Below are 22150 nucleotides of genomic sequence, written 5' to 3' on the forward strand. Positions count from 1 at the left end.
TGCCACGTTTTTGCCGCCGCGAAAAGCGGATCGCTCCGAAGACGCAGCGGCAGCGCGCGTTACATCGCTTCCTGCGGTTCGTGTTGCGGCTCAGGCCGATCGTTCAGCGTTCGCTCAAAGCTGCGCAGACGTTTGTAGATAGACATCAGCTCCACCAGCGTTGTCCAGGAGTTAATTAAATACTGGAACGCGCCGCGTACTTCACCAAACACGTTGCCTATTTGCGACATCAGACCCAGCGTAATGCTCCCTGCCGCAATCGACGGGAACATCAAAAACAGGCCGAAAATCGCATCCACTTGCAGGTAGAGGATCCGGGCGATATTGAAATAGGTGTAGTGAAAATAGAGCCGGAAATAGTTGTAGCGCACATTGCTGAACAGCGCCTGTACTGTCGGCGGATCGGCACGCGTCGGATCGTCTTCGCCATACACCAGCTCTTTACGATAGGCGGCCTCGACCCGCTGGTTGCGAAACTCCAGCCCCGGCAGCTTGATCCCAACGAGCGCCAGCAGCCCGGTGCCGATCAGTGCCCAGACGATCGCGGCAAATACCAGCCCATAAGGCACGGCGCCCACCACCGGCAGTTCTTTCACGTGCGGCGAGAGCGCCACCAGCACCGGCAGAAACGCAATCAGCGTCATTACGGCTTTCAGCAGCGACACGCCCATATCTTCAAGCGTTGAGGCGAAACGCATGGTGTCTTCCTGAACGCGCTGCGCGGCGCCTTCGATATGGCGCAGCCGCTGCCAGTGCTCCATATAGTATTCGTTCATGGCGGTACGCCAGCGGAAGATGTAATGGCTGATGAAAAAGTTATTCAGCACGCCCACCGTCACGTAAATAAGCGCAATGCCGAGAAACACCGTAAGCCCGCTGTAGAGCTGGCCGATTTTGACTTTATTCGGCGCGCCAAGCGCGGTCTGGATCAGATCGAAAAACGGCGCGTACCAGGCGTTAATGGCAACGCTCAGTTCCACCATAAACCAGGTGACGAAGATCAGCAGCGCCGATCCCAGCACCGACCAGCGCTGCCAGCGGTGCGGGCTGTAAAAGCGCCAGAAGGCGGCGAACAGCCCCACGCAGAGCGCGTAATACGCGTAGAAAAGCAGAAAACTGCCCGACCAGAAACGAGCCGCGCTGATGGGCAGTTCGCCCGCCACGCCGAGCCGTTCACTAAGCCAGTCGCCACCCAGTTGCCAGACGACCACGGCAATCATCGCCCAGACCAGCGCTGAAAGAAAAAACGCGGTGGGACGAGGAAAAAAGGATTTAAACATCAATCACTCCTGCAAATATTCTTGTTTTGCTGTTGCTGTATGACCGCAGCCCTGCCCTCGCGACAGGGGCGTTGAGTGTAACCCGACGAGCGGCCAGCGCACCGCCCCGATTGTTTCTGAAAGTGTAACGGCGCGGCCCACGCTCGCGCCGTGGTGAGACAGACTGCAAGCGCGTTAGTTCGCCTGCCACGCAGTGAGGATCTCCCCGGTACTCAGCACGCGCAGCGGATTGCCCGGCATCGTCAGGTTGCGCCACATCTCGTTGTAATGCTCGATGAGCACCGCCGCGGTGGCGGCAGTACGATCGGCGGTGGTATGCGCATCCCCGGCGATGGTAACGCGAAAGCCGCGGCTCGCGGCCTGTTTGATAGTGGTATCCACGCAGTAGTCGCTGGCGCAGCCGCATACCACGAACGCGTCGACGTTATGCTCGCGCAGTAGCGCCTCAAGCGGCGTGCGCCAGAAGGCGTCGCAGGCGGTTTTCGTCACCCGCAGGGCGTTTGCGGGTACGTTGAGTGTTGGCAACACCGCAAACCCGGCTGTTCCCTCTTCCAGCCCGCCCGCCTCGGCGTGCTGAATGATAATGACCTGCTCTGCCCCCGCCATCAGCTGATTAATGCGGGCGACGCGCCCTTCCCGGTCAAAACGTGGCGTCGCGAAAACGCCGTTTTGCATATCGATAACCATCACAACCTTTGGTACAGACATCGCGCACTCCTTCTGGGGAAAGCAGGAGGTTACCACAGGCGAAGCGGTGCCGATTGCACAAAAAATTAGCGCAAAAAAACGAGCTGTTACGCGTCGTTACGTTTTTTCGCACGCGGGCGTGCTTTTCCGGCCTTTGCAGATCTGCGCGCAGTAGTATAAATACCCTCTATCCCCGCTCACTGAATGGATTGCTTCGTTGAAACGTTGTCTGCTCTCCTGCGCCCTGCTGATTAGCGCGGCCTTTTCTGCGGCTCATGCCGCGCAAACTTCGCCCGACCCGGTCTTTGCGTCCGATATTGTCGACCGTTACGCCAACCATATTTTCTATGGCAGCGGCGCGACCGGCATGGCGATTGTGGTGATTGACGGTAACCAGCGCGTATTCAGAAGCTTCGGCGAAACGCGCCCCGGCAATAACGTTCGCCCGCAGCTCGACTCGGTTATCCGTATCGCCTCGCTCACCAAACTGATGACCAGCGAAATGCTGGTGAAAATGCTCGATCAGGGCGTGGTGCGGCTTGACGATCCGCTCAGCCGCTACGCACCGCCCGGCGCGCGCGTGCCGACGTATCAGGGCGAGCCTATCCGGCTGGTGAACCTCGCCACGCATACCAGCGCCCTGCCCCGCGAACAGCCTGGCGGCGCGGCGAAACGCCCGGTGTTTGTCTGGCCGACGCGCCAGCAGCGCTGGGAGTGGCTCTCCACCGCGACGCTAAAAGCCGCCCCTGGCGCCACAGCGGCCTATTCCAACCTCGCCTTTGATCTTCTGGCGGACGCGCTGGCGAACGCGGCGGGCAAGCCTTATACGCAGCTGTTCGAAGAGCAGATAACCCGTCCGCTCGGCATGAAAGACACCACGTTTACGCCCTCGCCGGATCAGTGCAAGCGCCTGATGGTAGCCGAAAAAGGCGCCAGCCCGTGCAATAACACGCTGGCGGCGATTGGCAGCGGCGGCGTCTATTCCACGCCGGATGACATGATGCGCTGGATGCAGCAGTTCCTGGCGTCCGATTTCCACCGTCGCAGCGCGCAGGCCGACCGGATGCAGACGCTGATTTATCAGCGCACGCAGCTCACGAAAGTGGTGGGAATGGACGTGCCGGGCAAAGCGGACGCGCTCGGACTTGGCTGGGTCTATATGGCTCCGAAAGCCGGACGCCCTGGCATTATTCAGAAAACCGGCGGCGGCGGCGGCTTTATCACCTACATGGCGATGGTGCCGCAGCATAACATCGGCGCGTTCGTGGTGGTGACTCGCTCCCCGCTGACGCGCTTTACTAACATGAGCGACGGCATCAACGATCTGGTGACCGAGCTGAGCGGCAACAAACCGCTGCAAACGCCGGGATCGTAATCTCAAAAACGGCGCCCCTTCGGCGCCGTACTTTTTCAGTAGTTGAGCGGCAGTTTATTCACCGCCACCAGCTTTCCCTTCTGCATTTCAATGTACTTGCCCTTGCGAAGCTCAGCGAGCACTTCGGCGATGACCGAGCGGGAAATATGGGTGTGATTCTGAATATGATGGATAACGCCTATCTGGGCGCGCAGTTCCGGGCTCCATCTCGCCATCGTCAACAGCGTGGCGCGGATCTGCGAATAGGTCGTGGTGCCGATAAAATGCGCGTCGCGCCACTCAAACGAACGCATCAGCCATGTCTGCCAGTGGCAGAACGATTTCCACAGCTGACGATGTTCGATAATTTCTATCGCCCGGCGCACCGGCATCCGAAAGCCGCGACACGGTGTTTCGGTCATCAGCGTATAGCGCAGCGGCTCGGGGATCACCGCGTCGGAAAAGCTTAAATAAAGCGGCGAGGTCATTAAATCGACATGAATGCGGTTTTGTTCACGCCAGAGATTGAGGCTACCCTCCTTAAAAAACCAGCACTGCGGCTCGCCCTGCTCGTTGAAAAACGACAGTTCGCAGTGGGCGTCAATGTCAAAGGGCGTTCCTGCCGGGCCGAGATGACGCTGAAGGGCATCGAGATGATGAAGGGGTTTTACCAGGTCTAACACGCGAGATATCCATTTCAGGTGTGTTAATGGGAACTGCCTGTCCGCGCGGGACAGGCAGCTTTTGACGCTAACTAACATGATTACCAGGTATATTTGACGCCCACGTTGGCCGCCCAGTCCTGCTCAACGTCGCCGCCGCCGAGGTAGTTGCCGTCGGCATAGGCGCTGAAGTTTTTGGTGAAGCTGAATTTGCCGCCGAGGCCCGCGCGAACCGCAGAGCCTTCCACGCCGTTATCGATATTGTCGCCGTTTACGTCGGCATCGTTATCGTTCGCGTCGTCATAGACGTAAGCCAGTTTCGCATACGGGGTGAACGCCTGGTCGTTGCCATAGCTGAACGTGTAACCGAGATCTGCGCCCAGCTCATAGCGCAGGCTGTCATAAGACTGGCTGTTGACGCGCATATCGTTGCTCAGCTGATAGCCGTCGCCGTCCTGGAGCAGCCCGGAAACGCTGGCGTAAGGCGTCAGGTAACCCTGCGGATTAAACGCCCAGTCGTAACCCAGTTTCAGCCCGAAGCCCCAGGCGTCGGATGAGATATCGCCAGAGACCGCCTGGCCGTCGCTCATGACCGCGCTCAGATCGTTGCTGAAATGGCTGTAGCTCAGGCTGGAGTCGAGGAACACGTTGTTGGCGAACTGCGCGGAGGCGTACAGACGCGCGGACTGGCTGTCCTGATCAACGCTCCCGGTGCGATCGTCCATGTCGCCTTTCGCAAAGCCCGCCGCAGCGCCCAGCATCCATTTCGCATTATTGCCATCCACCTGTTTATCGAGGCCGACCATCAGACCGTTCACATCCTGGTCATAGCTCAGCTCGCCGGTATCGCCGTTAAAGTTACCGCCGAAGTAGGTTACCCACGCACCGCCGGTATCCGCCGCGCTGTGGCGGCCCTGCGCGAGACGCGTGCTCAACACATCCTGCTCCAGGTTCCAGATATTGGTATTGGCGGAAGGAATGCTCAGCGCCATATTCGCGTAGTCGGTCAGCTCGCGCTGTTTCAGCACCACGGTATCGCCCTGCTGGCTGGCCTCGTAAGTGTACGCGCCCAGATCGGCGTTGTTGGCGGCGGTAAAGCGCGCGGTGGTCGCGTCGTTATCGTCGTACACGCGCAGCACTTCATTGCCTTTGTAATCCGCGATCGCGCCCGCGCCGGTCGCGTTATCGATACGCACCCGGTAGTTGCCTGACACATCGCCGTTGACCGCCAGATGACCATCGGAATTCAGCGCGATCACGCCGTCGTCATAATCTTCCTGGTGCGGATCGTTGGTGACGTAGCGCGCGTTGCCAAGCGACGCGTCCAGCACATAGTCACGACTCGCCACGTTCAGCACGCCGCCGTCGGTCAGCACCACCTGGTCGGCGTCCACCTGGCCCAGACCCAGATTCAGCTGCGCGCCGTTATCGACGGTCAGCGTGTTGGCGTACAGCGAGGCGGTTTCTTCCGTCAGCGTCGCTTCACTGCCGCTATCCAGCGTCAGCGAGTCAGTCGCGACTGCGCCGCCGTCGCCGATATTCAGCGTGGAAGCATTAGTCAGGGCAATAGAATCCGCCAGCAGCGATGAGCTTTCCACGTTCACCTGCGAAACGTTATCCACGACCAGCGCGTCGATGTTCGAGGCTTTGCGGGTGTCCCATTCGGAGCCGTTTTGCAGCGTCACGTTGAAAATACCGCTCTGGTAAACCTCGTTGCCCGTCACGTGGCCCGCTTCGTTAAACGCCGTGTCGTCGTTTTCGATGCCATAGGTAGAGCCCGGCCAGAGGCTGTTCGGCTGATAGTCATAAAGCTCGGCGGTCGCCTCCACATTGGAGACAGCCGCGCCCACCCATTTGCTGCCGTTCGTCAGCGTGACGTCCAGGCGGTCAGTGTCATCCCAGCCGTTGGAATCGAGCGTGCCGTCGCCGTTCACGTCATACGCGTTGACATGCGTCGTAACCGGATTGCCGTCGGCATCAAGCGTGGTGCGGTCATACCCCCCGAAATTCTCGTCGAACGTGCTTTCGAAGTAGATGTCGCCGTTAATGGTTGAGCGATCGAAAGAGGCGGTGGTCTGCATCGCGTTATCGGCGCTGGCGTTAGCGACAACGGCCAGTGCGATATCGTCAGCGGTAATAGCGTTATCGTAATCGCTGGCTTTACCGGTATGGCCGTAAAAACCATCGGTGCCTTCATCGGTCCATGAGCCGGAGCTCAACACAGAATCTGTCACCGCTATGGTGTTATTAAAAATTTCGCCGCTATTTGCGCCAGTCGCGGAGGTGACGTCCTGATTATCTTCCCATTCATAACCCTGCGTCAGCGTAATACCGGCAACGTGGGAGTTATTCTGGATAACCAGATCGGTTTCCTGATCAAGCGTAATCGCGGTGCCGAGATTGTAAATATCCTGAGAGGCGGTGGTTTTATCGTCGGCGTTATAATAAGTGTAGTGTTCGAAATCATCGTCAATAGTTGAATTATCGACCGTTAAGGCGAGACGATTATAGAGGTAATCTCCGGTACGATTATCGCAATTATCAGTCATGCACTGGGAGGTAATCATCCCGTGAATGGTACTGTCCTTAATGGTCAGGGCGTTGCGGTTGCTATTATTACTGGTGCCGTCGTCGAGATACCAGGTGGAAATAACACCGTCGACCTGCGCGCCGGAAATTTGCGGATAAATATTGCCGTTATAATAATCAGCGCCATAGTCATAGCCGACATAACCCTGATACATAATGCCGCCGTCATAATAAAACGTGTCGTAGCTTTTGCCTGAAATATCCGTGGCGGCGGATGCCTGAGAAGCGATAGCCATCGTGCAGGCCACGGCTAATTGTGAGACTACAAGTTTCTTTTTCCAGGAGTGCATTTATCATCCCTCCTCAGGGACGTCACAAAGTTGGTCCATCAAATGGTTTGCCGTAATACAAACGGAGTGTATTAACGGCAAAATTATGCACATCGGAAAATTAAAGGTTCAATTCTTCTTTACGGATTGTATGAATTCAAACTTTTTGGTTATTTAATTCAGAGCAGCGAATATCCCCCCGCTCCTTTTGCTGCCTTGTCTGCGAGAAAACCTCATGATTCCGTCATAAAAAAGCAATGGTTTATTGAGATAAAAATATAACTCTTATTGTTCCAATAAATAACATAGCCACCGGTTATAAAATACAGGTACCGCTGCGCTCCCGGTACTTTTCACATTCACTGCGGGATACTCATCTATAATGTGAATATCTCAATGGCATGGAGAAAATGAATCGAATGAACGAAAAACTTCAGCACGCCGCAAAACAGGCCGGCATTTATCTCAGCCAGCGCGGGCTACGCCTGGCGACCGCGGAGTCCTGCACCGGCGGGCTTATCACTTACACGCTGTGCGCCACCGAAGACACCACTGCGTTTTATTCGAGCGGTTTTATCACTTACACCAATGAAGCCAAGCAGCGCATGCTGGGCGTGAAAGAAGAGACGCTGCGCCTCTACACCGCCGTCAGCGAGCAGACGGTGCATGAAATGGCGGCAGGCGCGCGCGCGCGCTCCGGCGAAGATGTCAGCCTGTCCGTGAGCGGCTACGCCGGGCCATCTGGCGGTGAAGACGGCACGCCGCCCGGCACCGTGTGGTTCGGCTGGGGAATGCCGGGCCAGGAAACCGTGGCGGAAAAACGCCACTTTAACGGCGATCCAAAAACCGTTATCGATCAGGCCGCAGTGTTTGCGCTGGAGCGCCTCGTCGAGCTGTTAAAAGCGCGGGAATAACCGGCGCGCCTCAGGGTCTGTCCGCGCTTTTCCCCCGGCAGGCCCTGCTCTGCGCGACGGCGCGCGGTTTAGCGCCCACAATCGTCAAACATCCACCCCTGTTTCGGGTTAAAATAAAGCCTGTCCCATTTCTCTGATAAGAAGCAATTATGGCCGATTTTTCATTGAGTTCCCGCCCGCGCCGCCTGCGCCAGTCCGCCTCGCTGCGCGCCATGTTTGAAGAAACCACGTTAAGCCGCAACGATCTGGTGCTGCCGATTTTCGTTGAGGAAGAGCTGGACGACTACAAACCGATCGCCGCCATGCCTGGCGTGATGCGTATTCCAGAAAAATATCTCGCCCGTGAAATCGAGCGCATCGCGAAGGCGGGTATCCGCTCCGTGATGACGTTCGGCATTTCGCATCATACCGATGAGTGCGGCAGCGACACCTGGAATGAAAACGGGCTGGTGGCGCGCATGTCGCGTATCGCCAAAGACGCGGTGCCGGAAATGATCGTGATGTCGGACACCTGTTTTTGCGAATACACCACCCACGGGCACTGCGGCGTGCTGTGTGAGCACGGCGTGGATAACGACGCGACGCTCACCAATCTGGGACGTCAGGCCGTGGTGGCTGCCGCGGCGGGCGCTGACTTTATCGCCCCTTCCGCCGCGATGGACGGCCAGGTGAAAGCCATTCGCCAGGCGCTGGACGCGGCAGGCTTCACCGACACCGCGATTTTCTCCTATTCCACCAAATTCGCCTCATCCTTCTACGGCCCGTTCCGCGAAGCCGCCGGCACCGCGCTGAAAGGCGATCGTAAAACCTATCAGATGAGCCCGATGAACCGCCGCGAAGCGATCCGCGAGTCGCTGCTGGATGAAGCCGAAGGCGCGGACGCGCTGATGGTCAAACCGGCGGGCGCGTATCTCGACATCCTGCGTGACGTGCGCGAGCGCACCAGCCTGCCGCTCGGCGCCTATCAGGTGAGCGGTGAGTACGCGATGATCAAATTCGCCGCCCAGGCGGGCGCGATTGACGAAGAAAAAGTGGTTCTGGAAAGCCTCGGCGCTATCAAGCGCGCGGGGGCGGATCTTATTTTCAGCTACTTCGCCCTCGATCTGGCCGAGAAAAACATTCTCTGACCTGCCGCGGCGGACGCCCTGTCCGCCGCCGTTTTCCCTGCGCCCCCCGCGCTGTGACCGTTCCTTCACGCCCCTGACATGCTGGCGTCATCTTCCGGGTCTATCACTGTTCGCAGACGGTTCCCGAGGAGACACAACCGTGTTTAGCATCGACAACGTTCTGGACGATCTCTACCCGCAGAAAACCCCCGCCCCCTGGCTTAAAAAAACGCTTAAGCGCCTGCTGTATGAACACGAATTTCAGGCTTTCGCCGCCCGCCATCGCCATCTTAAAGGGCTTGATATGGTTGAGCAGGTGCTGGAGCATCTTGATATTCGCTGCGATTTGCCCGCGCGCGCGCTGGAGCAAATTCCGGACAACGGCCCGCTGGTCGTCGTCGCCAACCACCCGACCGGCACCGCCGACGGGCTGGCGCTGCTCTACGCCATTTCCCGCGTGCGGCGCGACGTGCGCGTGGTGGCAAACAGGATGCTAAGCCATCTGGAGCCGCTCTCGTCGCTCTTTATCGCCGTCGACAATATCGGCAACCGCACCCGCAAAACCGCGATTAAAGAGATGGAAGCGCATCTGGAGCGCGGCGGCGCGCTGATTTTCTTCCCGTCCGGCGAAGTGTCGCGCCCCGGCATGGAGGGTATCCAGGATGGCGACTGGAACGCCGGATTTGTGAAGCTCGCAAGCCGTTACCGCGCGCCGGTTTTGCCGGTGCATATCGCCGGGCGCAACAGTCTGGCCTTCTACGGCGCTGCCCTTATCGCCCCGCCGCTCGCCATGTTGATGCTAATCCGCGAGATGTTCCGCAAACGCGGCACGTCGCTGCCGGTGAATATTGGCGAGCGCATTCCCTGGAGCGCCTGGCATGATGCAAACACGCCGCCGCGCGAGATGGCGGCGCGTTTTCGCCTGCACGTTTCGCGCCTCGGCAAAGGGCAAAAAGGCTGTTTTAAAACGGAATGCGCCATTGCGCGCCCGGAAGACCGGGCGGTGCTGCGTCGGGCGCTGGCCAGTGCCGAGACCCTCGGCAAAACGCCGGACGGCAAAACCATTTATCTGTGGCGACGCAACGGCATGGAAGAGGCGCCGGTGCTGCGCGAGCTCGGGCGGCTGCGTGAAATCGCCTTTCGCGCCGTGGGCGAAGGCAGCGGCAAGCGCCGCGATACCGATGCGTATGACGATGACTACTGGCATCTGGTGTTATGGGATGACGCGGCGCTGGAGATAGTCGGCGCGTATCGCTTTATCCCGACGGCGCAGCAGGTGGCGCTGCGCGGGCCGCAGGGGCTTTACAGCTACAGCCTCTTTCACTACGACGAGCGGATGGATGAGGTGTTAAGCCAGGGGATCGAGCTTGGCCGCAGCTTTATCCAGCCGCAATACTGGGGACGGCGCGGGCTTGATTATCTCTGGTCGGGCATCGGCGCGTATCTGGCGCGTTACCCGCAGTACCGCTATCTCTTCGGGCCGGTATCGATTTCCGGCGGCCTGCCGCCTGCCGCGCGCGATCTGCTGGTAGCGTTTTACCGGCTCTGGTTCCCGGCGCAGCATCCGCTCGCCGCCTCGCGCCGCCCTTACCCGGTTTCGCTGCCGGAGGCGCTGGCGCAGTTCGGCGGCGTAAATTATCAGGATGATTTGACGCGCCTGAAGTCGCTGCTCGGCAATCTGGGCTGCGGGATACCACCGCTCTACAAGCAATATTCGGAGCTCTGCGAGCCAGGCGGCGTGCAGTTTATCGATTTCGGCAGCGATCCGGCGTTCAGCGATTGCGTGGACGGCCTGGTGCTGGTCGATTTAACGCGCCTCAAAGCGTCGCGCCGGGAGCGGTATATCGGCGCGCCCGCCATGCAAACAGCACCACGCTAATCGTAGGGTGGGTAAGCGCAGCGCACCCACCTTTTTTCCGCCCGGGCGTTAATCGGTTGGTAAGGTGGATGGTTTTGCTCCGGCTAAAAAAATCGGCCCCTCAGGGCCGATTTCCGCCGGGAGCCGGGATTGCAAAGGGGGCGGCGGCGAGCCCCCTTTGCACGTTCGCGTGAGCAAAGCGCCTATATGAAGGCGACTTTATGGCGAACGGAACCTGTTCACCGCCCTGGTATATATTCCCTCATACCGACGCTCTTTCTTAACGAGATCGAGAAACCCCGAACGGCGGGTGCGCGTCGCTTACCCGCCCTCCAAACAACACCATTTTCATCGTAGGGGGGTAAGCGCAGCGCACCCACCTTTTTTCCGCCCGGGCGTTAATCGGTTGGTAAGGTGGATGGTTTTGCTCCGGCTAAAAAAATCGGCCCCTCAGGGCCGATTTCCGCCGGGAGCCGGGATTGCAAAGGGGGCGGCGGCGAGCCCCCTTTGCACGTTCGCGTGAGCAAAGCGCCCATATGAAGGCGACTTTAAGGCGAACGGAACCTGTTCGCCGCCCTGGTATATATTCCCTCATACCGACGCTCTTTCTGAACGAGATCGAGAAACCCCGAACGGCAGGTGCGCGTCGCTTACCCGCCATCCAAACAACACCATTTTCATCGTAGGGGGGGTAAGCGCAGCGCACCCACCATTCAGCCCACATTTCACCCATAAAAAACACCCGGCAAGCCGGGTGTTTTAATTACTGGGGGATCGTATGGCTTATGCAGCAGGCTGGGCAGCCGGTTTAGCCGCGTCGTGTTTTACTGCTTTTTTGTGGTGTTTTTTAGCAGCCTGCGCTTTCTGCTCAGCGGCCGGTTTCTGCCCGGCGGCTTTTTTGTGGTGCTTTTTGGCCGCCTGGGCTTTCTGCTCAGCAGCCGGTTTCTGTTCGGCGGCTTTCTTGTGGTGTTTTTTCGCAGCCTGCGCTTTCTGCTCTACCGCTTTCTTGTGCGCTTTTTTGTGGTGCGTTTTCGCCGCAGGCGCTTTTGCCGGCGCAGCGGTGGTGGTGGTGGTCGCAGCGGCCGGAGCCGGTGCGGCAGTGTTATCCGCCGCGAACGCAGCAGCAGACAGACCCATAGTGGCGGCAACAACCAGCGCTAATACTTTTTTCATCTCTTTACCCTCGAATTGGCTTTCAGTTACCCCGCGTCGGGGCTCTGGAAATCACTATAGAGAAGCCGCGCCGCCGCTTCCGTGAGTGATTGGTATCGGCGTGTAACCGAATGTACAAGCGAGCGTAAAAAGAGAGGGCGCCGCAGCGCCCTTTGATTAACTGGCCCGGTAAAAGGGCTTATCGCCTAAGATTGTCGCGCGGTGCATCACGCGCCGCTCAGGCAGATAATCGGCGTTGGCGTAATGCTGCGTCACGCGGTTATCCCACAGCGCCACGTCGTTCTCCCGCCAGCGCCAGCGCACCTGGAATTCCGGCTTCGTAATATGCGCGAAAAGAAAGCCCAGCAGCGCCTCGCTCTCTTTGAGCGACACATCCACGATGCGCGTCGTAAAGCCTTCGTTGACGAACAGCGCCTGTTTGCCGCTCACCGGATGCGTACGCACCACAGGATGGAGCAGCGGCGGGTTTTTCTCTACCGCCGTGCGCCAGCGCTGGTGTTCCTCCTGCGTTTTCGTGTGCTTCCACTCCGGGAAAGATTTACGGAAATCATGCTCGGCGCGCAGGCCGCTTAACAGCGTCCGTAACGGCGCGGAGAGCGCCTCGAACGCCGCGATGCCGCTCGTCCAGAGCGTGTCGCCGCCGCTGGCAGGCAGCTGTTTGGCCGCCAGTATCGCGCCCGCGGGGGGCGTGTCGATAAAGGTCACGTCGGTATGCCAGTTGTCATTATCCGGCGGGTTGTCGTTATGCGTATCCAGCACGATTATCTCCTCCACGCCTTCGGCGTGCGGATAGACCGGGTGAATATGCAGATCGCCAAAGCGCATCGCCAGCGCCCGCTGCTGCTGCGGCGTGATGGGCTGATCGCGCACAAACAGCACCTGATGGCGGATAAGCGCGTGATACAGCTGCTCGAACTGGCTGTCGCTCAGCGGTTTCGCCAGATTGATATCGGATACCTGAGCGCCAATGTACGGCCCCAGCGGCGTAATAGTAATGCGTTCGCTCATTGTGTTTCTCCATGCCAGGGCGTCAGCCGACGCGTCAGCGCGCGCAGCCCCAGTTCTAAAATAAAGGCCACCAGGGCTATCACCGCGATCCCTGCCAGCACCACGTCGGTCGCCAGAAACTCACCGGCAGACTGCACCATAAATCCCAGCCCGCGCGTGGCGGCGATAAGCTCGGCGGCGACCAGCGTCGACCAGCCGACGCCAAGCCCGATGCGCAGACCGGTTAAAATTTCCGGCAGCGCGCCGGGCAAAATCACGTGCCAGAGTAACTGCCAGCGGCTTGCGCCCAGCGACTGCGCGGCTCGGATACGCACCTGCTGCGCGCTTTTGACGCCCGCCAGCGTCGACATCGCCACCGGCGCGAAAATCGCGAGGTAGATAAGCAGCACTTTGGAGGTCTCGCCGATGCCGAACCAGATAACCATCAATGGCAGATAGGCGAGCGGCGGAATCGGTCGGTAAAGCTCAATCAGCGGGTCGAGAATGGCGCGCAGTGACGGGTTCAGCCCCATCGCGATGCCGACCGGAATGCCGATAAGCGCCGCCGCCAGCAATGCAGTGAGCATTCTCGCGAGGCTCGCGCCGAGGTGCGCCCAGAGCGTCGCGTCCATAAACCCCTGCGGCCCGGCGATGGTCATCAGCTGGCGCAATACCTGTTGCGGCGCGGGCAGAAACAGCGGGCTGACAAGCTGTAGCGCCGTCGCCGCCCACCAGAGCGCCAGCAGCGCGCCCAGCGTGGCGAGGCTAAGCGCCAGCGGGCGGGGGGCCGCACGACGGCGACGCGTGGGCGGACTCGCCGCGTTATCGTTAATCAGTACGCTCATCGGCGCTCTCCCGTAAGGCAAAGACCCGGCTCAGGACATATTCGCGGCGGGCGATAAACGCCGGATCGGATTTAATGCTGCGCGCCGGTTCGCCTGCGACAAACCGCCTTGCGAAATCAAGCCGCAGCCGCTCCTGCACCTGGCCTGGCCCAGGCGACAGGAGGACTAAGTCGGTCGCCATAAAGACCGCTTCTTCGATGTCGTGGGTGATGAGCAGCACTTTCTTGCCGCTCCCGGCCCACAGGCGCAGCAGCAGCGTCTGCATCTGTTCGCGGGTAAAGGCGTCGAGCGCGCCGAAGGGCTCGTCGAGCAGCAGCAGTTGCGGATCGGCGGCGAGCGCCCGGGCGATGCCGACGCGCTGGCGCTGACCGCCGGAGAGCTGCCAGATAAACCGGTTAGCCGCGCCCTCAAGCCCCACTTTCACGAGCATCTGGCGGGCCCGTTCGCGGCGTTCTTCACGCCCAACGCCCTGTAACTGCAACCCGAACGCGACGTTATCCAGCACGCTGCGCCACGGCAGCAGCCCCTCATGCTGAAACACCACGCCGCGGTCAGCGCCGGGGCCGATGACCGGTTTGCCGTCGAGCGTAATGCTTCCGGCCGTGAGCGGCAAAAAACCGGCGATCAGATTCAGTAACGTGGTCTTTCCGCAGCCGGACGGGCCAAGCACCACCAGCAGCTCGCCGTCATTAAGCGTCAGGTTGATATCGGCAAGCGCGGGCTTGCCGTCGAAACTGGCATGCAGATGAGAAACCCGTAACATCGCGCCCCCTTACGGCTGAGCCAGCGGCTTCACAAAGCGGTCAGTCACGAACGCGCGGTAATCCTGCCCGGCCTGCGCCACTTTGCCCTGCGCTTTCAAAAACGCGGCGGTGTCGATAATCGCCTGATTTACCGGCCCGTTAAGCTGCTCCACCTGCTGGCTCGCGGTGAGATAGGTATTCCCCTGCACCAGCCCCGGCACATCGCTTTGCGGCACACCGCTTAAGCGCGACAGCTTTTCCAGATGCGCCGGCTGTTTCAGCCAGCCCTGCGGGTCGTCGATGTAACCGCGCTGGGCCGCCAGCGCGCTGCGGGCAAAGGCTGTGACCACCTCCGGGTGTTTTTCGGCGAAGTCCTTGCGCACGACCCAGACATCAAGCGTCGGCGAGCCCCATTTCCCGACTTCAGAAGAGTCGGTCAGCACGACGCCCTCTTTTTCAAGCGCGTTAACGGCAGGCGCCCAGACGTAAGCGCCATCAATATCGCCCCGCTGCCAGGCGGCAATGATCGCGGGCGGCTGGAGATTCACAATCTGTAGCTGATCCGGTTTGATGCCCCAGTGTTTCAGAGCCGCGAGCAGGCTGTAGTGGGTGGTGGAGATAAACGGCACCGCGATGCGTTTGCCGATAAGATCGTGAGGCGTGCGAATCGATTTTTTCACCACCAGCGCTTCGGAATTACCGAGCTGCGAGGCGAGCAGGAAGACTTCGATGGGGAGATTCTGGCTTGCCGCCACGGCGAGCGGGCTGGAGCCGATATTGCCTATCTGGACATCGCCTGAGGCAAGCGCGCGCACCACGCTTGCGCCGCTGTCGAATTTACGCCAGTCGACCTTCGCGCCGCTCTCTTTCTCAAAGGTATTGTCCGCCTGCGCCACTTTCGCCGGTTCGGCGGAGGTCTGATACGCGACGGTGACGTCTACCGCCTGCGCCTGAAATGCCCATAGCGCCAGTGCGCCTGACAAGATAATGCGCGATGAAATTGCCATAGTCTCTGCTCCCCTTCTTTTGTTATGGGGGAGTATTTCCGGCAGGCGGCGTTTGATAAAGGAATAAAAAGGCATCGCTCATGCCGAATCGTTTTTAGAAAAAAAGCGGCAATGGATAGTTAATTTTGTGCGCTATGGAGGGCGATGTGCGGGATGGCGGGCGCGCTTACCCGCCCTACCTGCTTCAAATGTCTTTTTTATTTGCAAGAGGAAGGTAGGCGAAGCCACACCCACCTTTTTATTTTCTCGGGCGAAGCTGACCTTAAACCGATGGTTTTGCTCCGGTTAAAAAAAATCGGCCCACCGGGGCGATTTTCCGCCGGGAGCCGGGATGGCAAAGGGGGCGGCGGCGAGCCCCCTTTGCACGTTCGCGTGAGAAAGACACGCATATAAATGCGACGTGATGGCGAACGGAACGATTTCACCGGGCTTTCATATGCGCCCCGCTCTCTTCACCTGACGGGTGAGGCCGGAAACGGCGGGCGCGCTTACCTGCCCCACAGCGCAGGAAACATCAGGGAAAAGGAGGGTTGCTCCGGCTAAAAAAAAATCGGCCCGCCGGGGCGATTTTCCGCCGGGAGCCGGGATGGCAAAGGGAGCGGCGGCGAGCCCCCTTTGCACGTTCGCGTGAGAAAGACACGCATATAAACGCGACGTGATGGCGAACGGAACGATTTCACCGGGCTTGCATATTCGCCCCGCTCTCTTCACCTGACGGGTGAAGCCGGAAATGGCGGGTAAGCGAAGCGCCCTACTGCGCAGGAAACGTCAGGGAAAGGGGGGGGTTGCTCCGGCTAAAAAAAATCGGCCCACCGGGGCGATTTTCCGCCGGGAGCCGGGATGGCAAAGGGGGCGGCGGCGAGCCCCCTTTGCACGTTCGCGTGAGAAAGACACGCATATAAACGCGACGTGATGGCGAACGGAACGATTTCACCAGGCTTTCATATGCGCCCCGCTCCCTTCACCTGACGGGTGAAGCCGGAAACGGCGGGCGCGCTTACCCGCCCTGCCTGCTCCATATTTTGTAGGCCGGGTAAGCGAAGCGCCCCCCGGCAATCATGCTCAACGCTGCGCACGCAGCGCCGCGATATCCGCAGGCGTGGTGCGACAACAGCCGCCGATGAGCGCCGCGCCTGCGTCACGCCAGGCGTCGAGATGGTGCGCCAGCGTATGACAGGCGTGGCCGTCGTGACGCCAGGTTTTACTGACCGCGTCATACTGCTCGCCTGAGTTAGGGTAAACCACCAGCGGCAGCGGCGTGGCGTTATGCAGGCGCGTCAGCGCGGCGGTGGCGTCGTCCAGCGGTACGCAATTGATGCCGAGCGCCACAATCTGCGAACAGGACGCCAGCGCCGCCGCCACGTCGGCGAGCGGCGAGCCGTCGCTGATATGCTCGCTGTCGCGCAGCGTAAACGAGAACCAGGCGCGGGCCTGCGGGTACTGCGCCAGCAGCACGGCGAGCGCGCGGGCCTCGGCAAGCGACGGCAGCGTTTCGCACGCCAGCAGATCCACGCCCGCCGCGAGCAACGCTTCCACGCGCGGGCGATGAAACGCCGCGAATTCCGCTTCAGTCAGCTGATAGTCACCGCGGTATTCCGAGCCATCCGCCAGAAAAGCGCCATACGGCCCGACGGAGCCCGCCACCAGTAGCGGCCCGGCCTCCGGCTGTTCTTTGAGGAAATCCTCACGCGCCTGACGCGCCAGCTCAACGCTTCGCGCAATCAGCGCGCGCGACTGCGCCTCGTCAAGTCCGCGCGCGGCGAAACCGGCAGGCGTCGCCTGATAGCTCGCGGTAATGGCGCACTGCGCCCCGGCGCGGAAGTAATCAAGATGCACCGCGTAAATCAGCTCCGGCTGCTCCATCAGCACTTTCGCCGACCACAGGCTGTCCGCGAGATTGCAGCCGCGCGCCTCAAGCTCAGTCGCGAGCGCGCCGTCCAGCACCACAAACGGCCGCTGGCTTAATAGAAGGGATAACGGGTTATTCAGCGACATGGCGAGGCTCCTCATGGCGGCGCGTGCGGAAAAAGTGTGTCAGATAATACGCGCCGTAGCAGAACGCGACAAACGGCAGCCCGCACCACAGCGCGATACGCTGGCTCGGGTCGAACGCCAGCCCCACGCAGGCGATAAGGCAGAGCACGAAGCCGAGGATCGGCGTCAGCGGGTACCAGGGCGCGCGATAGTGCAGTTCTTCCGGCGCACGACCTTCAGCCAGATGACGACGGCGGAACATAAAGTGCGCGGCGCAGATGCTGAGCCACACCGCCACCACCGCAAAACCGGAAATCGCCGACAGCGCCACAAAAACGGTATCCGGCGCCACAATGCTTGAAAAGAGCGCCAGCACGCCGCCGAGCATACTTACGGTCAGCGCCGTCAGCGGCACGCCGCGGCGCGTCAGGCGCGAGAAACCGCGCGGCAGCGTGCGCTCGTTAGACAGCGACCAGAGCATCCGCCCTGAGGCGTACAGGCCCGAGTTCGCCGCTGAAAGAATGGCGGTAAGAATGACAAAATTAATGATATCGGCGGCATACGGGATGCCGATTTTCTCAAACACCAGCACGAACGGGCTTTTCACCACGCCCGCCTGATCCATCGGGATCAGCGCCGCCAGCACCAGCACGGTGCCGAGAAAGAAAATCACCAGCCGCACGATGGTTGTGCGAATCGCCACCGGCACCGCCTGCTGCGGGTTTTCGGTCTCTCCCGCCGCGATACCAATAAGCTCAGTGCCGGAAAACGCGAAGTTCACCGCCACCATCGTCATCAGGATAGGCAGCGTTCCGGCAGGGAACCAGCCTGCGGCGGTGAGGTTATGCAACAGCGGCGCGGGCGAGCCGTCTTTCATCGGCAGAATGCCGAACATCGCCGCCCCGCCCAGCACGATAAATGCCACGATGGTGATGACTTTAATAAGCGAAAACCAGAATTCGCCCTCGGCGAACAGGCGCGTGGAGAAGACGTTGAGCGCGAAAATCACGACGCAGAAGACCAGACACCAGACCCACACCGGCACCTGCGGGAACCAGTACTGCATACAGAATCCGGCGGCGGTAAAGCTTGAGCCGAGCGCCACCGTCCAGGTGAGCCAGTAAAGCCAGGCGACGGTATAGCCGGTCGCCGGGCCTAAATAGCGCGCGGCATACACGTGGAACGCGCCGGTCTCGGGCATGGCGACGGCAAGCTCGCCGAGGCACTGCATCACCAGCCACACCACCAGCGCGCCGATAAGATACGCCAGCAGCGTGCCCGCCGCACCCGTAGTGGAGATAATATAGCCGGTATTAAAAAACAGCCCGGTGCCGATAACGCCTCCCAGCGAGAGCATGACCAGATGACGGGCCTTCATGGTGCGTTGTAACTGCTGCGATTCCTGCATAAACCCTTCTATACGTTCAGACGTCTAAACATCCATAGATAAACGTTATACCGGGAAGCCGCGCAAATTGCAAAAGCCGTCACGTTGTCAGCAGGTTAGGGATGCCCCCTGTTTCAGACGCCGCCCTGCCAGAGGAGAATAAATTGCTGATATGAATACTCCGCCTGGTCAGGCTCGCCCCGGCGGGCTACCTTTAAACCACCCCTGACCTCGCCTTTTCGCGTCGCCGCTTTTCCGGTAAAGCGCGCGTCGCCTGCTTTAACGGAGTGTTCATGATAAGTCCGGAAACCGCGCTGCTGCTGGCGCGCAGCCAGTTTGCCTTCACCATCGGGTTTCATATCGTACTGGCGGCGCTGACGATTGGCCTCGCGCAGTGGCTGATGCTGCTGGAGGGCCTGTGGCTGTGGCGCAGGCAGCGTATTTATCTGGATCTCTATACATACTGGAGCAAGGTGTTCGCGCTGAATGTCGCGATCGGCGTGGTGACCGGCGTGCTGATGGAGTTTCAGTTTGGCGCTAACTGGGGAGAACTTTCCAGCCGCGCCGGCGCCGTGATCGGGCCGCTGATGTACATGGAAGTGCTGGTGGCGTTTTTCCTTGAAGCGGGGTTTATGGGCGTGGTGCTGTTCGGCATGGGCAAGGTGCGCCCGTGGGTGCACTTTCTCGCCACCTGCGTGGTGGCGGCAGGCTCCCTTTTCAGCGCCTTCTGGATACTCGCCGCGAACTCGTGGATGCAGACGCCCGCCGGTTTTAGTATCGGCCCTGATGGCCGCTTTCAGCCCGTCGACTGGTGGGCCGTGATTTTTAACCCGTCGTTTCCCTTCCGGCTTATCCATATGTCCATCGCCGCGCTGCTCGCCACGGCGTGCCTGGTAGCCGCCGTCGGCGCGTGGCATCTGCTAAAACGCCCGCAACAACCGGGCGCGCGACGGATGTTTTCCTGGGGGCTGTGGCTGTTGCTCGCGCTCGCCCCTTTACAGGCGGTGGTGGGCGACCTGCACGGCGCCAACACCCGCGACCACCAGCCGGTAAAACTGGCGGCGATGGAAGGCAGCTGGAACCCGCCGCCGCCCGGCGAAGGCGAGCCGCTGCGGCTGTTTGCTATTCCGGATATGGAAGCGCGGCGCAACCATGTGGAAGTGGCGATCCCGTCCGCAGGCTCGCTCTATCTGCGCCATAACCTTACCGGCGTGATCCATAGCCTCAATCAATATCCGCAGGATGAACTGCCGTGGGTGCCGGGCGTGTTTTTCGCGTTTCGCGCGATGGTCGGGCTCGGCGTTCTGATGATTTTCTTTGGTGCGGCCGGTCTGGTGGTGCGGCTGCGTGGCCGGTTGTGGGAGGCGCGCTGGCTGCAACGAAGCATGGTGGCGATGGCGCCTGCGGGTGTTATCGCGATGCTGGCAGGCTGGGTGGTGACGGAAACGGGCCGCCAGCCGTGGACCATCTACGGGCAGTTGCTGACCCGCGACAGCGCCTCGCCTGTAGCCCCTTCGCTGGTGCTCGGGTCATTCGGCGCGATTGTCGCGGTCTATCTGCTGGTGTTCGGCCTGGGCCTGTGGTTTATGCTGCGTCTGCTCGCAAAACCGCCGGGCGACGACGAGCCTGACGCCAACCCGGCCGTGGCGGCGCAAACCGGCGGCGGCATCGTGCCGCACAGCCTGCGGGGGAGAACCAATGACTGAACTGTTGCTTTCCCTGCCGCTGTTAACGCTGCTCTGCGCCGGGGCGCTCGCGGCGGGCGTGCTGATTTATGTCCTGCTCGACGGCGCGGATCTCGGCGTCGGGCTGCTCGCGCCGTTTCATCCGCCGCAGGCGCGCCAGCAGATGAATATTTCGCTGCTGCCGGTCTGGGACGGCAACGAAACCTGGCTGGTGCTGACCGCCGGCGCGCTGCTGGCGATGTTCCCCGTCGCCTTCAGCATGCTTTACAGCGCGCTCTACCTGCCGGTCTATATCATGCTGCTGGCGATGATTGTGCGTGGTATGGCGATTGAGTACCGTCATCTGCGCCCGCGGCTCTTCGACGCGCTGTTTATTGGCGGCTCCTGGCTAACCTCGTTGAGCCAGGGCGCGACAATGGGCGCGTGGATGGAAGGGATCACGCATGACGGCGCGCGGTTCACCGGCAGCGCGATGGACTGGCTGTCGCCGTTTTCGGTGTACTGCGCGATAGCGCTCAGCGCCGGGTACGCGCTGCTCGGCGCCTGCTGGCTTATCTGGCGCGGCGAAGGCGGGCTCAGTATCCGGGCGCGGCGTCAGGCGATGTGGCTTGCGCCGCTCACCGCCGCGCTGCTGGCCGGGTTGCTTATCTGGACGGTGCAGCTTACTGAAAGCTACCGGCTGCATTTGCAGGCGTGGGCGTGGAGCGGGCCGCTTGCGGCAACAGGGCTGCTGGCCTTCGCCGGGCTCGGTCTGGCGCTGCGCCAGCAGCGCGATTTTCTGCCGCTCGCGATGACGCTGCTGCTGTTCATCGCCGCGTTCGGCGCGATGCTGCTCGCTGTGTTTCCGTTTATTCTGCCGCCGAAACTGCTGCTCACGCAGGCCGCCGCCCCGCCCGCCACGCAAAAGCTGATGCTGATGGCTTTCGGCGTTTTCGTGCCCGTCACGCTTATCTATAACAGCTGGGGCTTCTGGATCTTTCGCGGCAAAATCCACGCCGCGCACGACGATGAGCGCCCCTGACGCCGCGCCTGCGGGTCGTCAGCGTCGCGGCCTTGCTCTGGCGGGCCGTGGCTCATCGCTGTCAGCAATAAATAAGAAAAAGAATAACAGGAACCCCTAATGTGAATATTCGCGGCGCCAAAGCGAAGTGAATATTCACTCGGGTGACTTTTAAAGAAACCAAAAAAGGAAAAGATTTTACCAGGATAAAAGAAGCGTATTATTCGCGGCGGGTGCCTGAAGCTTTTTGGTTTCAGGCATTGTGCAGGTTCCCAAAAAGATGAAGGCCCCGAGTTAATTAACTTAACCCGAGGCCGACACATGAACCCGACAGTTCATATGTTAGCCTCTTACTCGCCTCACGGCAAGGAGAATGGCTATGAAGGACAATACTTTTATCTGGTGCGTTATTATTGTCTGCGTGACGGTATTAATGTTCACCACCCTCTCACGGGAAACGCTTTGCGAGCTACGCTTGCGGGGCGCGAGCATGGAAGTTGTCGCTTCACTGGCTTGTAAATCCAGAGAGTAAGCGTCTGACGCGGGGAGCAATCCCCGCGATTTGGCTGGCGGTGTTATGCCTCTCAGGCACCCTTTTTTTCATTACCATTCATTACTTATTTTCTTAAT

General features: G+C 60.2%; 18 protein-coding genes. 7 read left to right on the forward strand and 11 right to left on the reverse strand.

Annotated elements, in window-relative coordinates:
• Positions 1 to 59 precede the first annotated feature (59 nt).
• Both sbmA and AFK63_RS13865 read right to left on the reverse strand, forming a co-directional pair.
• Positions 60 to 1280: a peptide antibiotic transporter SbmA gene (gene sbmA / locus AFK63_RS13860; RefSeq protein WP_038864411.1), complete on the reverse strand. Its 1221-nt coding sequence runs from the start codon at positions 1278 to 1280 to the stop codon at positions 60 to 62.
• A gap of 174 nt (positions 1281 to 1454) precedes the next feature.
• The gene (locus AFK63_RS13865) at positions 1455 to 1988 is read right to left on the reverse strand and encodes an isochorismatase family protein (protein WP_038864412.1); all 534 of its coding nucleotides are present in this window, start codon (positions 1986 to 1988) and stop codon (positions 1455 to 1457) included.
• Positions 1989 to 2184: 196 nt separating this feature from the next.
• Here AFK63_RS13865 and ampH point away from each other — a divergent pair, with 196 nt between their 5' ends.
• The gene (gene ampH / locus AFK63_RS13870; protein WP_038864413.1) at positions 2185 to 3342 is read left to right on the forward strand and encodes a D-alanyl-D-alanine-carboxypeptidase/endopeptidase AmpH; all 1158 of its coding nucleotides are present in this window, start codon (positions 2185 to 2187) and stop codon (positions 3340 to 3342) included.
• Between the two features lie 35 nt (positions 3343 to 3377).
• Here the strand turns inward: ampH and AFK63_RS13875 are convergent, their stop codons facing one another.
• On the reverse strand, positions 3378 to 4004 hold the full coding sequence (locus tag AFK63_RS13875) for a helix-turn-helix domain-containing protein (protein ID WP_038864414.1): 627 nt from the start codon (positions 4002 to 4004) through the stop codon (positions 3378 to 3380).
• 80 nt (positions 4005 to 4084) lie between these two features.
• Entirely contained in the window at positions 4085 to 6862 is a 2778-nt protein-coding gene (locus AFK63_RS13880; RefSeq protein ID WP_038864415.1) for an autotransporter outer membrane beta-barrel domain-containing protein, read from the reverse strand.
• 398 nt (positions 6863 to 7260) lie between these two features.
• Between AFK63_RS13880 and AFK63_RS13885 the strand changes: the two genes are divergently transcribed.
• From AFK63_RS13885 to AFK63_RS13895, 3 genes are all read left to right on the forward strand, one after another.
• Positions 7261 to 7755 carry a CinA family protein gene (locus tag AFK63_RS13885; protein ID WP_038864416.1) on the forward strand — a complete coding sequence of 165 codons (495 nt, stop codon included), beginning with the start codon at positions 7261 to 7263 and terminating at the stop codon, positions 7753 to 7755.
• 149 nt (positions 7756 to 7904) lie between these two features.
• Positions 7905 to 8882: a porphobilinogen synthase gene (gene hemB / locus AFK63_RS13890; protein WP_038864417.1), complete on the forward strand. Its 978-nt coding sequence runs from the start codon at positions 7905 to 7907 to the stop codon at positions 8880 to 8882.
• A gap of 139 nt (positions 8883 to 9021) precedes the next feature.
• On the forward strand, positions 9022 to 10740 hold the full coding sequence (locus tag AFK63_RS13895) for a lysophospholipid acyltransferase family protein (RefSeq protein ID WP_038864418.1): 1719 nt from the start codon (positions 9022 to 9024) through the stop codon (positions 10738 to 10740).
• A gap of 762 nt (positions 10741 to 11502) precedes the next feature.
• Here AFK63_RS13895 and asr read toward each other — a convergent pair.
• From asr to mmuP, 7 genes are all read right to left on the reverse strand, one after another.
• Positions 11503 to 11892 carry an acid resistance repetitive basic protein Asr gene (gene asr / locus AFK63_RS13900; protein WP_038864420.1) on the reverse strand — a complete coding sequence of 130 codons (390 nt, stop codon included), beginning with the start codon at positions 11890 to 11892 and terminating at the stop codon, positions 11503 to 11505.
• A gap of 156 nt (positions 11893 to 12048) precedes the next feature.
• On the reverse strand, positions 12049 to 12900 hold the full coding sequence (tauD, locus tag AFK63_RS13905; RefSeq protein ID WP_038864421.1) for a taurine dioxygenase: 852 nt from the start codon (positions 12898 to 12900) through the stop codon (positions 12049 to 12051).
• The gene (gene tauC / locus AFK63_RS13910; protein ID WP_038864422.1) at positions 12897 to 13724 is read right to left on the reverse strand and encodes a taurine ABC transporter permease TauC; all 828 of its coding nucleotides are present in this window, start codon (positions 13722 to 13724) and stop codon (positions 12897 to 12899) included. The genes tauD and tauC overlap by 4 nt, the downstream gene beginning before the upstream one ends.
• Complete coding sequence (tauB, locus tag AFK63_RS13915; RefSeq protein ID WP_038864423.1) at positions 13708 to 14487, reverse strand: taurine ABC transporter ATP-binding subunit; 780 nt, start codon at positions 14485 to 14487, stop codon at positions 13708 to 13710. Before tauB ends, tauC begins: the two co-directional genes overlap by 17 nt.
• A 9-nt stretch (positions 14488 to 14496) precedes the next feature.
• On the reverse strand, positions 14497 to 15474 hold the full coding sequence (tauA, locus tag AFK63_RS13920; RefSeq protein ID WP_038864424.1) for a taurine ABC transporter substrate-binding protein: 978 nt from the start codon (positions 15472 to 15474) through the stop codon (positions 14497 to 14499).
• A gap of 1062 nt (positions 15475 to 16536) precedes the next feature.
• Positions 16537 to 17469, reverse strand: a complete 933-nt coding sequence (mmuM, locus tag AFK63_RS13925; RefSeq protein WP_038864428.1) for a homocysteine S-methyltransferase — start codon at positions 17467 to 17469, stop codon at positions 16537 to 16539.
• Positions 17456 to 18856: an S-methylmethionine permease gene (gene mmuP, locus AFK63_RS13930; protein WP_038864429.1), complete on the reverse strand. Its 1401-nt coding sequence runs from the start codon at positions 18854 to 18856 to the stop codon at positions 17456 to 17458. The genes mmuM and mmuP overlap by 14 nt, the downstream gene beginning before the upstream one ends.
• A gap of 272 nt (positions 18857 to 19128) precedes the next feature.
• Between mmuP and AFK63_RS13935 the strand changes: the two genes are divergently transcribed.
• The 3 genes from AFK63_RS13935 to AFK63_RS13945 all read left to right on the forward strand — a co-directional run bounded on the left by AFK63_RS13935 (position 19129) and on the right by AFK63_RS13945 (position 22052).
• Positions 19129 to 20541: a cytochrome ubiquinol oxidase subunit I gene (locus tag AFK63_RS13935; protein ID WP_038864430.1), complete on the forward strand. Its 1413-nt coding sequence runs from the start codon at positions 19129 to 19131 to the stop codon at positions 20539 to 20541.
• Positions 20534 to 21541: a cytochrome d ubiquinol oxidase subunit II gene (locus AFK63_RS13940; protein WP_038864431.1), complete on the forward strand. Its 1008-nt coding sequence runs from the start codon at positions 20534 to 20536 to the stop codon at positions 21539 to 21541. The genes AFK63_RS13935 and AFK63_RS13940 overlap by 8 nt, the downstream gene beginning before the upstream one ends.
• Before the next feature lie 358 nt (positions 21542 to 21899).
• Complete coding sequence (locus AFK63_RS13945; RefSeq protein WP_081642088.1) at positions 21900 to 22052, forward strand: Hok/Gef family protein; 153 nt, start codon at positions 21900 to 21902, stop codon at positions 22050 to 22052.
• The last annotated feature ends 98 nt before the right edge of the window (positions 22053 to 22150 follow it).

Origin of the sequence: Cronobacter muytjensii ATCC 51329 (genome assembly GCF_001277195.1) — a bacterium.
GTDB lineage: Bacteria > Pseudomonadota > Gammaproteobacteria > Enterobacterales > Enterobacteriaceae > Cronobacter > Cronobacter muytjensii.

What these genes read in the sequence shown, in the direction of transcription:
- mmuP (WP_038864429.1), bottom strand. Translation starts at nt 18,856, where the DNA reads ATGCAGGAATCGCAGCAGTTACAACGCACCATGAAGGCCCGTCATCTG.
- AFK63_RS13865 (WP_038864412.1), bottom strand. Translation starts at nt 1,988, where the DNA reads ATGTCTGTACCAAAGGTTGTGATGGTTATCGATATGCAAAACGGCGTT.
- tauA (WP_038864424.1), bottom strand. Translation starts at nt 15,474, where the DNA reads ATGGCAATTTCATCGCGCATTATCTTGTCAGGCGCACTGGCGCTATGG.
- tauB (WP_038864423.1), bottom strand. Translation starts at nt 14,487, where the DNA reads ATGTTACGGGTTTCTCATCTGCATGCCAGTTTCGACGGCAAGCCCGCG.
- hemB (WP_038864417.1), top strand. Translation starts at nt 7,905, where the DNA reads ATGGCCGATTTTTCATTGAGTTCCCGCCCGCGCCGCCTGCGCCAGTCC.
- AFK63_RS13935 (WP_038864430.1), top strand. Translation starts at nt 19,129, where the DNA reads ATGATAAGTCCGGAAACCGCGCTGCTGCTGGCGCGCAGCCAGTTTGCC.
- AFK63_RS13945 (WP_081642088.1), top strand. Translation starts at nt 21,900, where the DNA reads ATGAAGGACAATACTTTTATCTGGTGCGTTATTATTGTCTGCGTGACG.
- AFK63_RS13880 (WP_038864415.1), bottom strand. Translation starts at nt 6,862, where the DNA reads ATGCACTCCTGGAAAAAGAAACTTGTAGTCTCACAATTAGCCGTGGCC.
- sbmA (WP_038864411.1), bottom strand. Translation starts at nt 1,280, where the DNA reads ATGTTTAAATCCTTTTTTCCTCGTCCCACCGCGTTTTTTCTTTCAGCG.
- tauC (WP_038864422.1), bottom strand. Translation starts at nt 13,724, where the DNA reads ATGAGCGTACTGATTAACGATAACGCGGCGAGTCCGCCCACGCGTCGC.
- mmuM (WP_038864428.1), bottom strand. Translation starts at nt 17,469, where the DNA reads ATGTCGCTGAATAACCCGTTATCCCTTCTATTAAGCCAGCGGCCGTTT.
- AFK63_RS13885 (WP_038864416.1), top strand. Translation starts at nt 7,261, where the DNA reads ATGAACGAAAAACTTCAGCACGCCGCAAAACAGGCCGGCATTTATCTC.
- AFK63_RS13940 (WP_038864431.1), top strand. Translation starts at nt 20,534, where the DNA reads ATGACTGAACTGTTGCTTTCCCTGCCGCTGTTAACGCTGCTCTGCGCC.
- tauD (WP_038864421.1), bottom strand. Translation starts at nt 12,900, where the DNA reads ATGAGCGAACGCATTACTATTACGCCGCTGGGGCCGTACATTGGCGCT.
- asr (WP_038864420.1), bottom strand. Translation starts at nt 11,892, where the DNA reads ATGAAAAAAGTATTAGCGCTGGTTGTTGCCGCCACTATGGGTCTGTCT.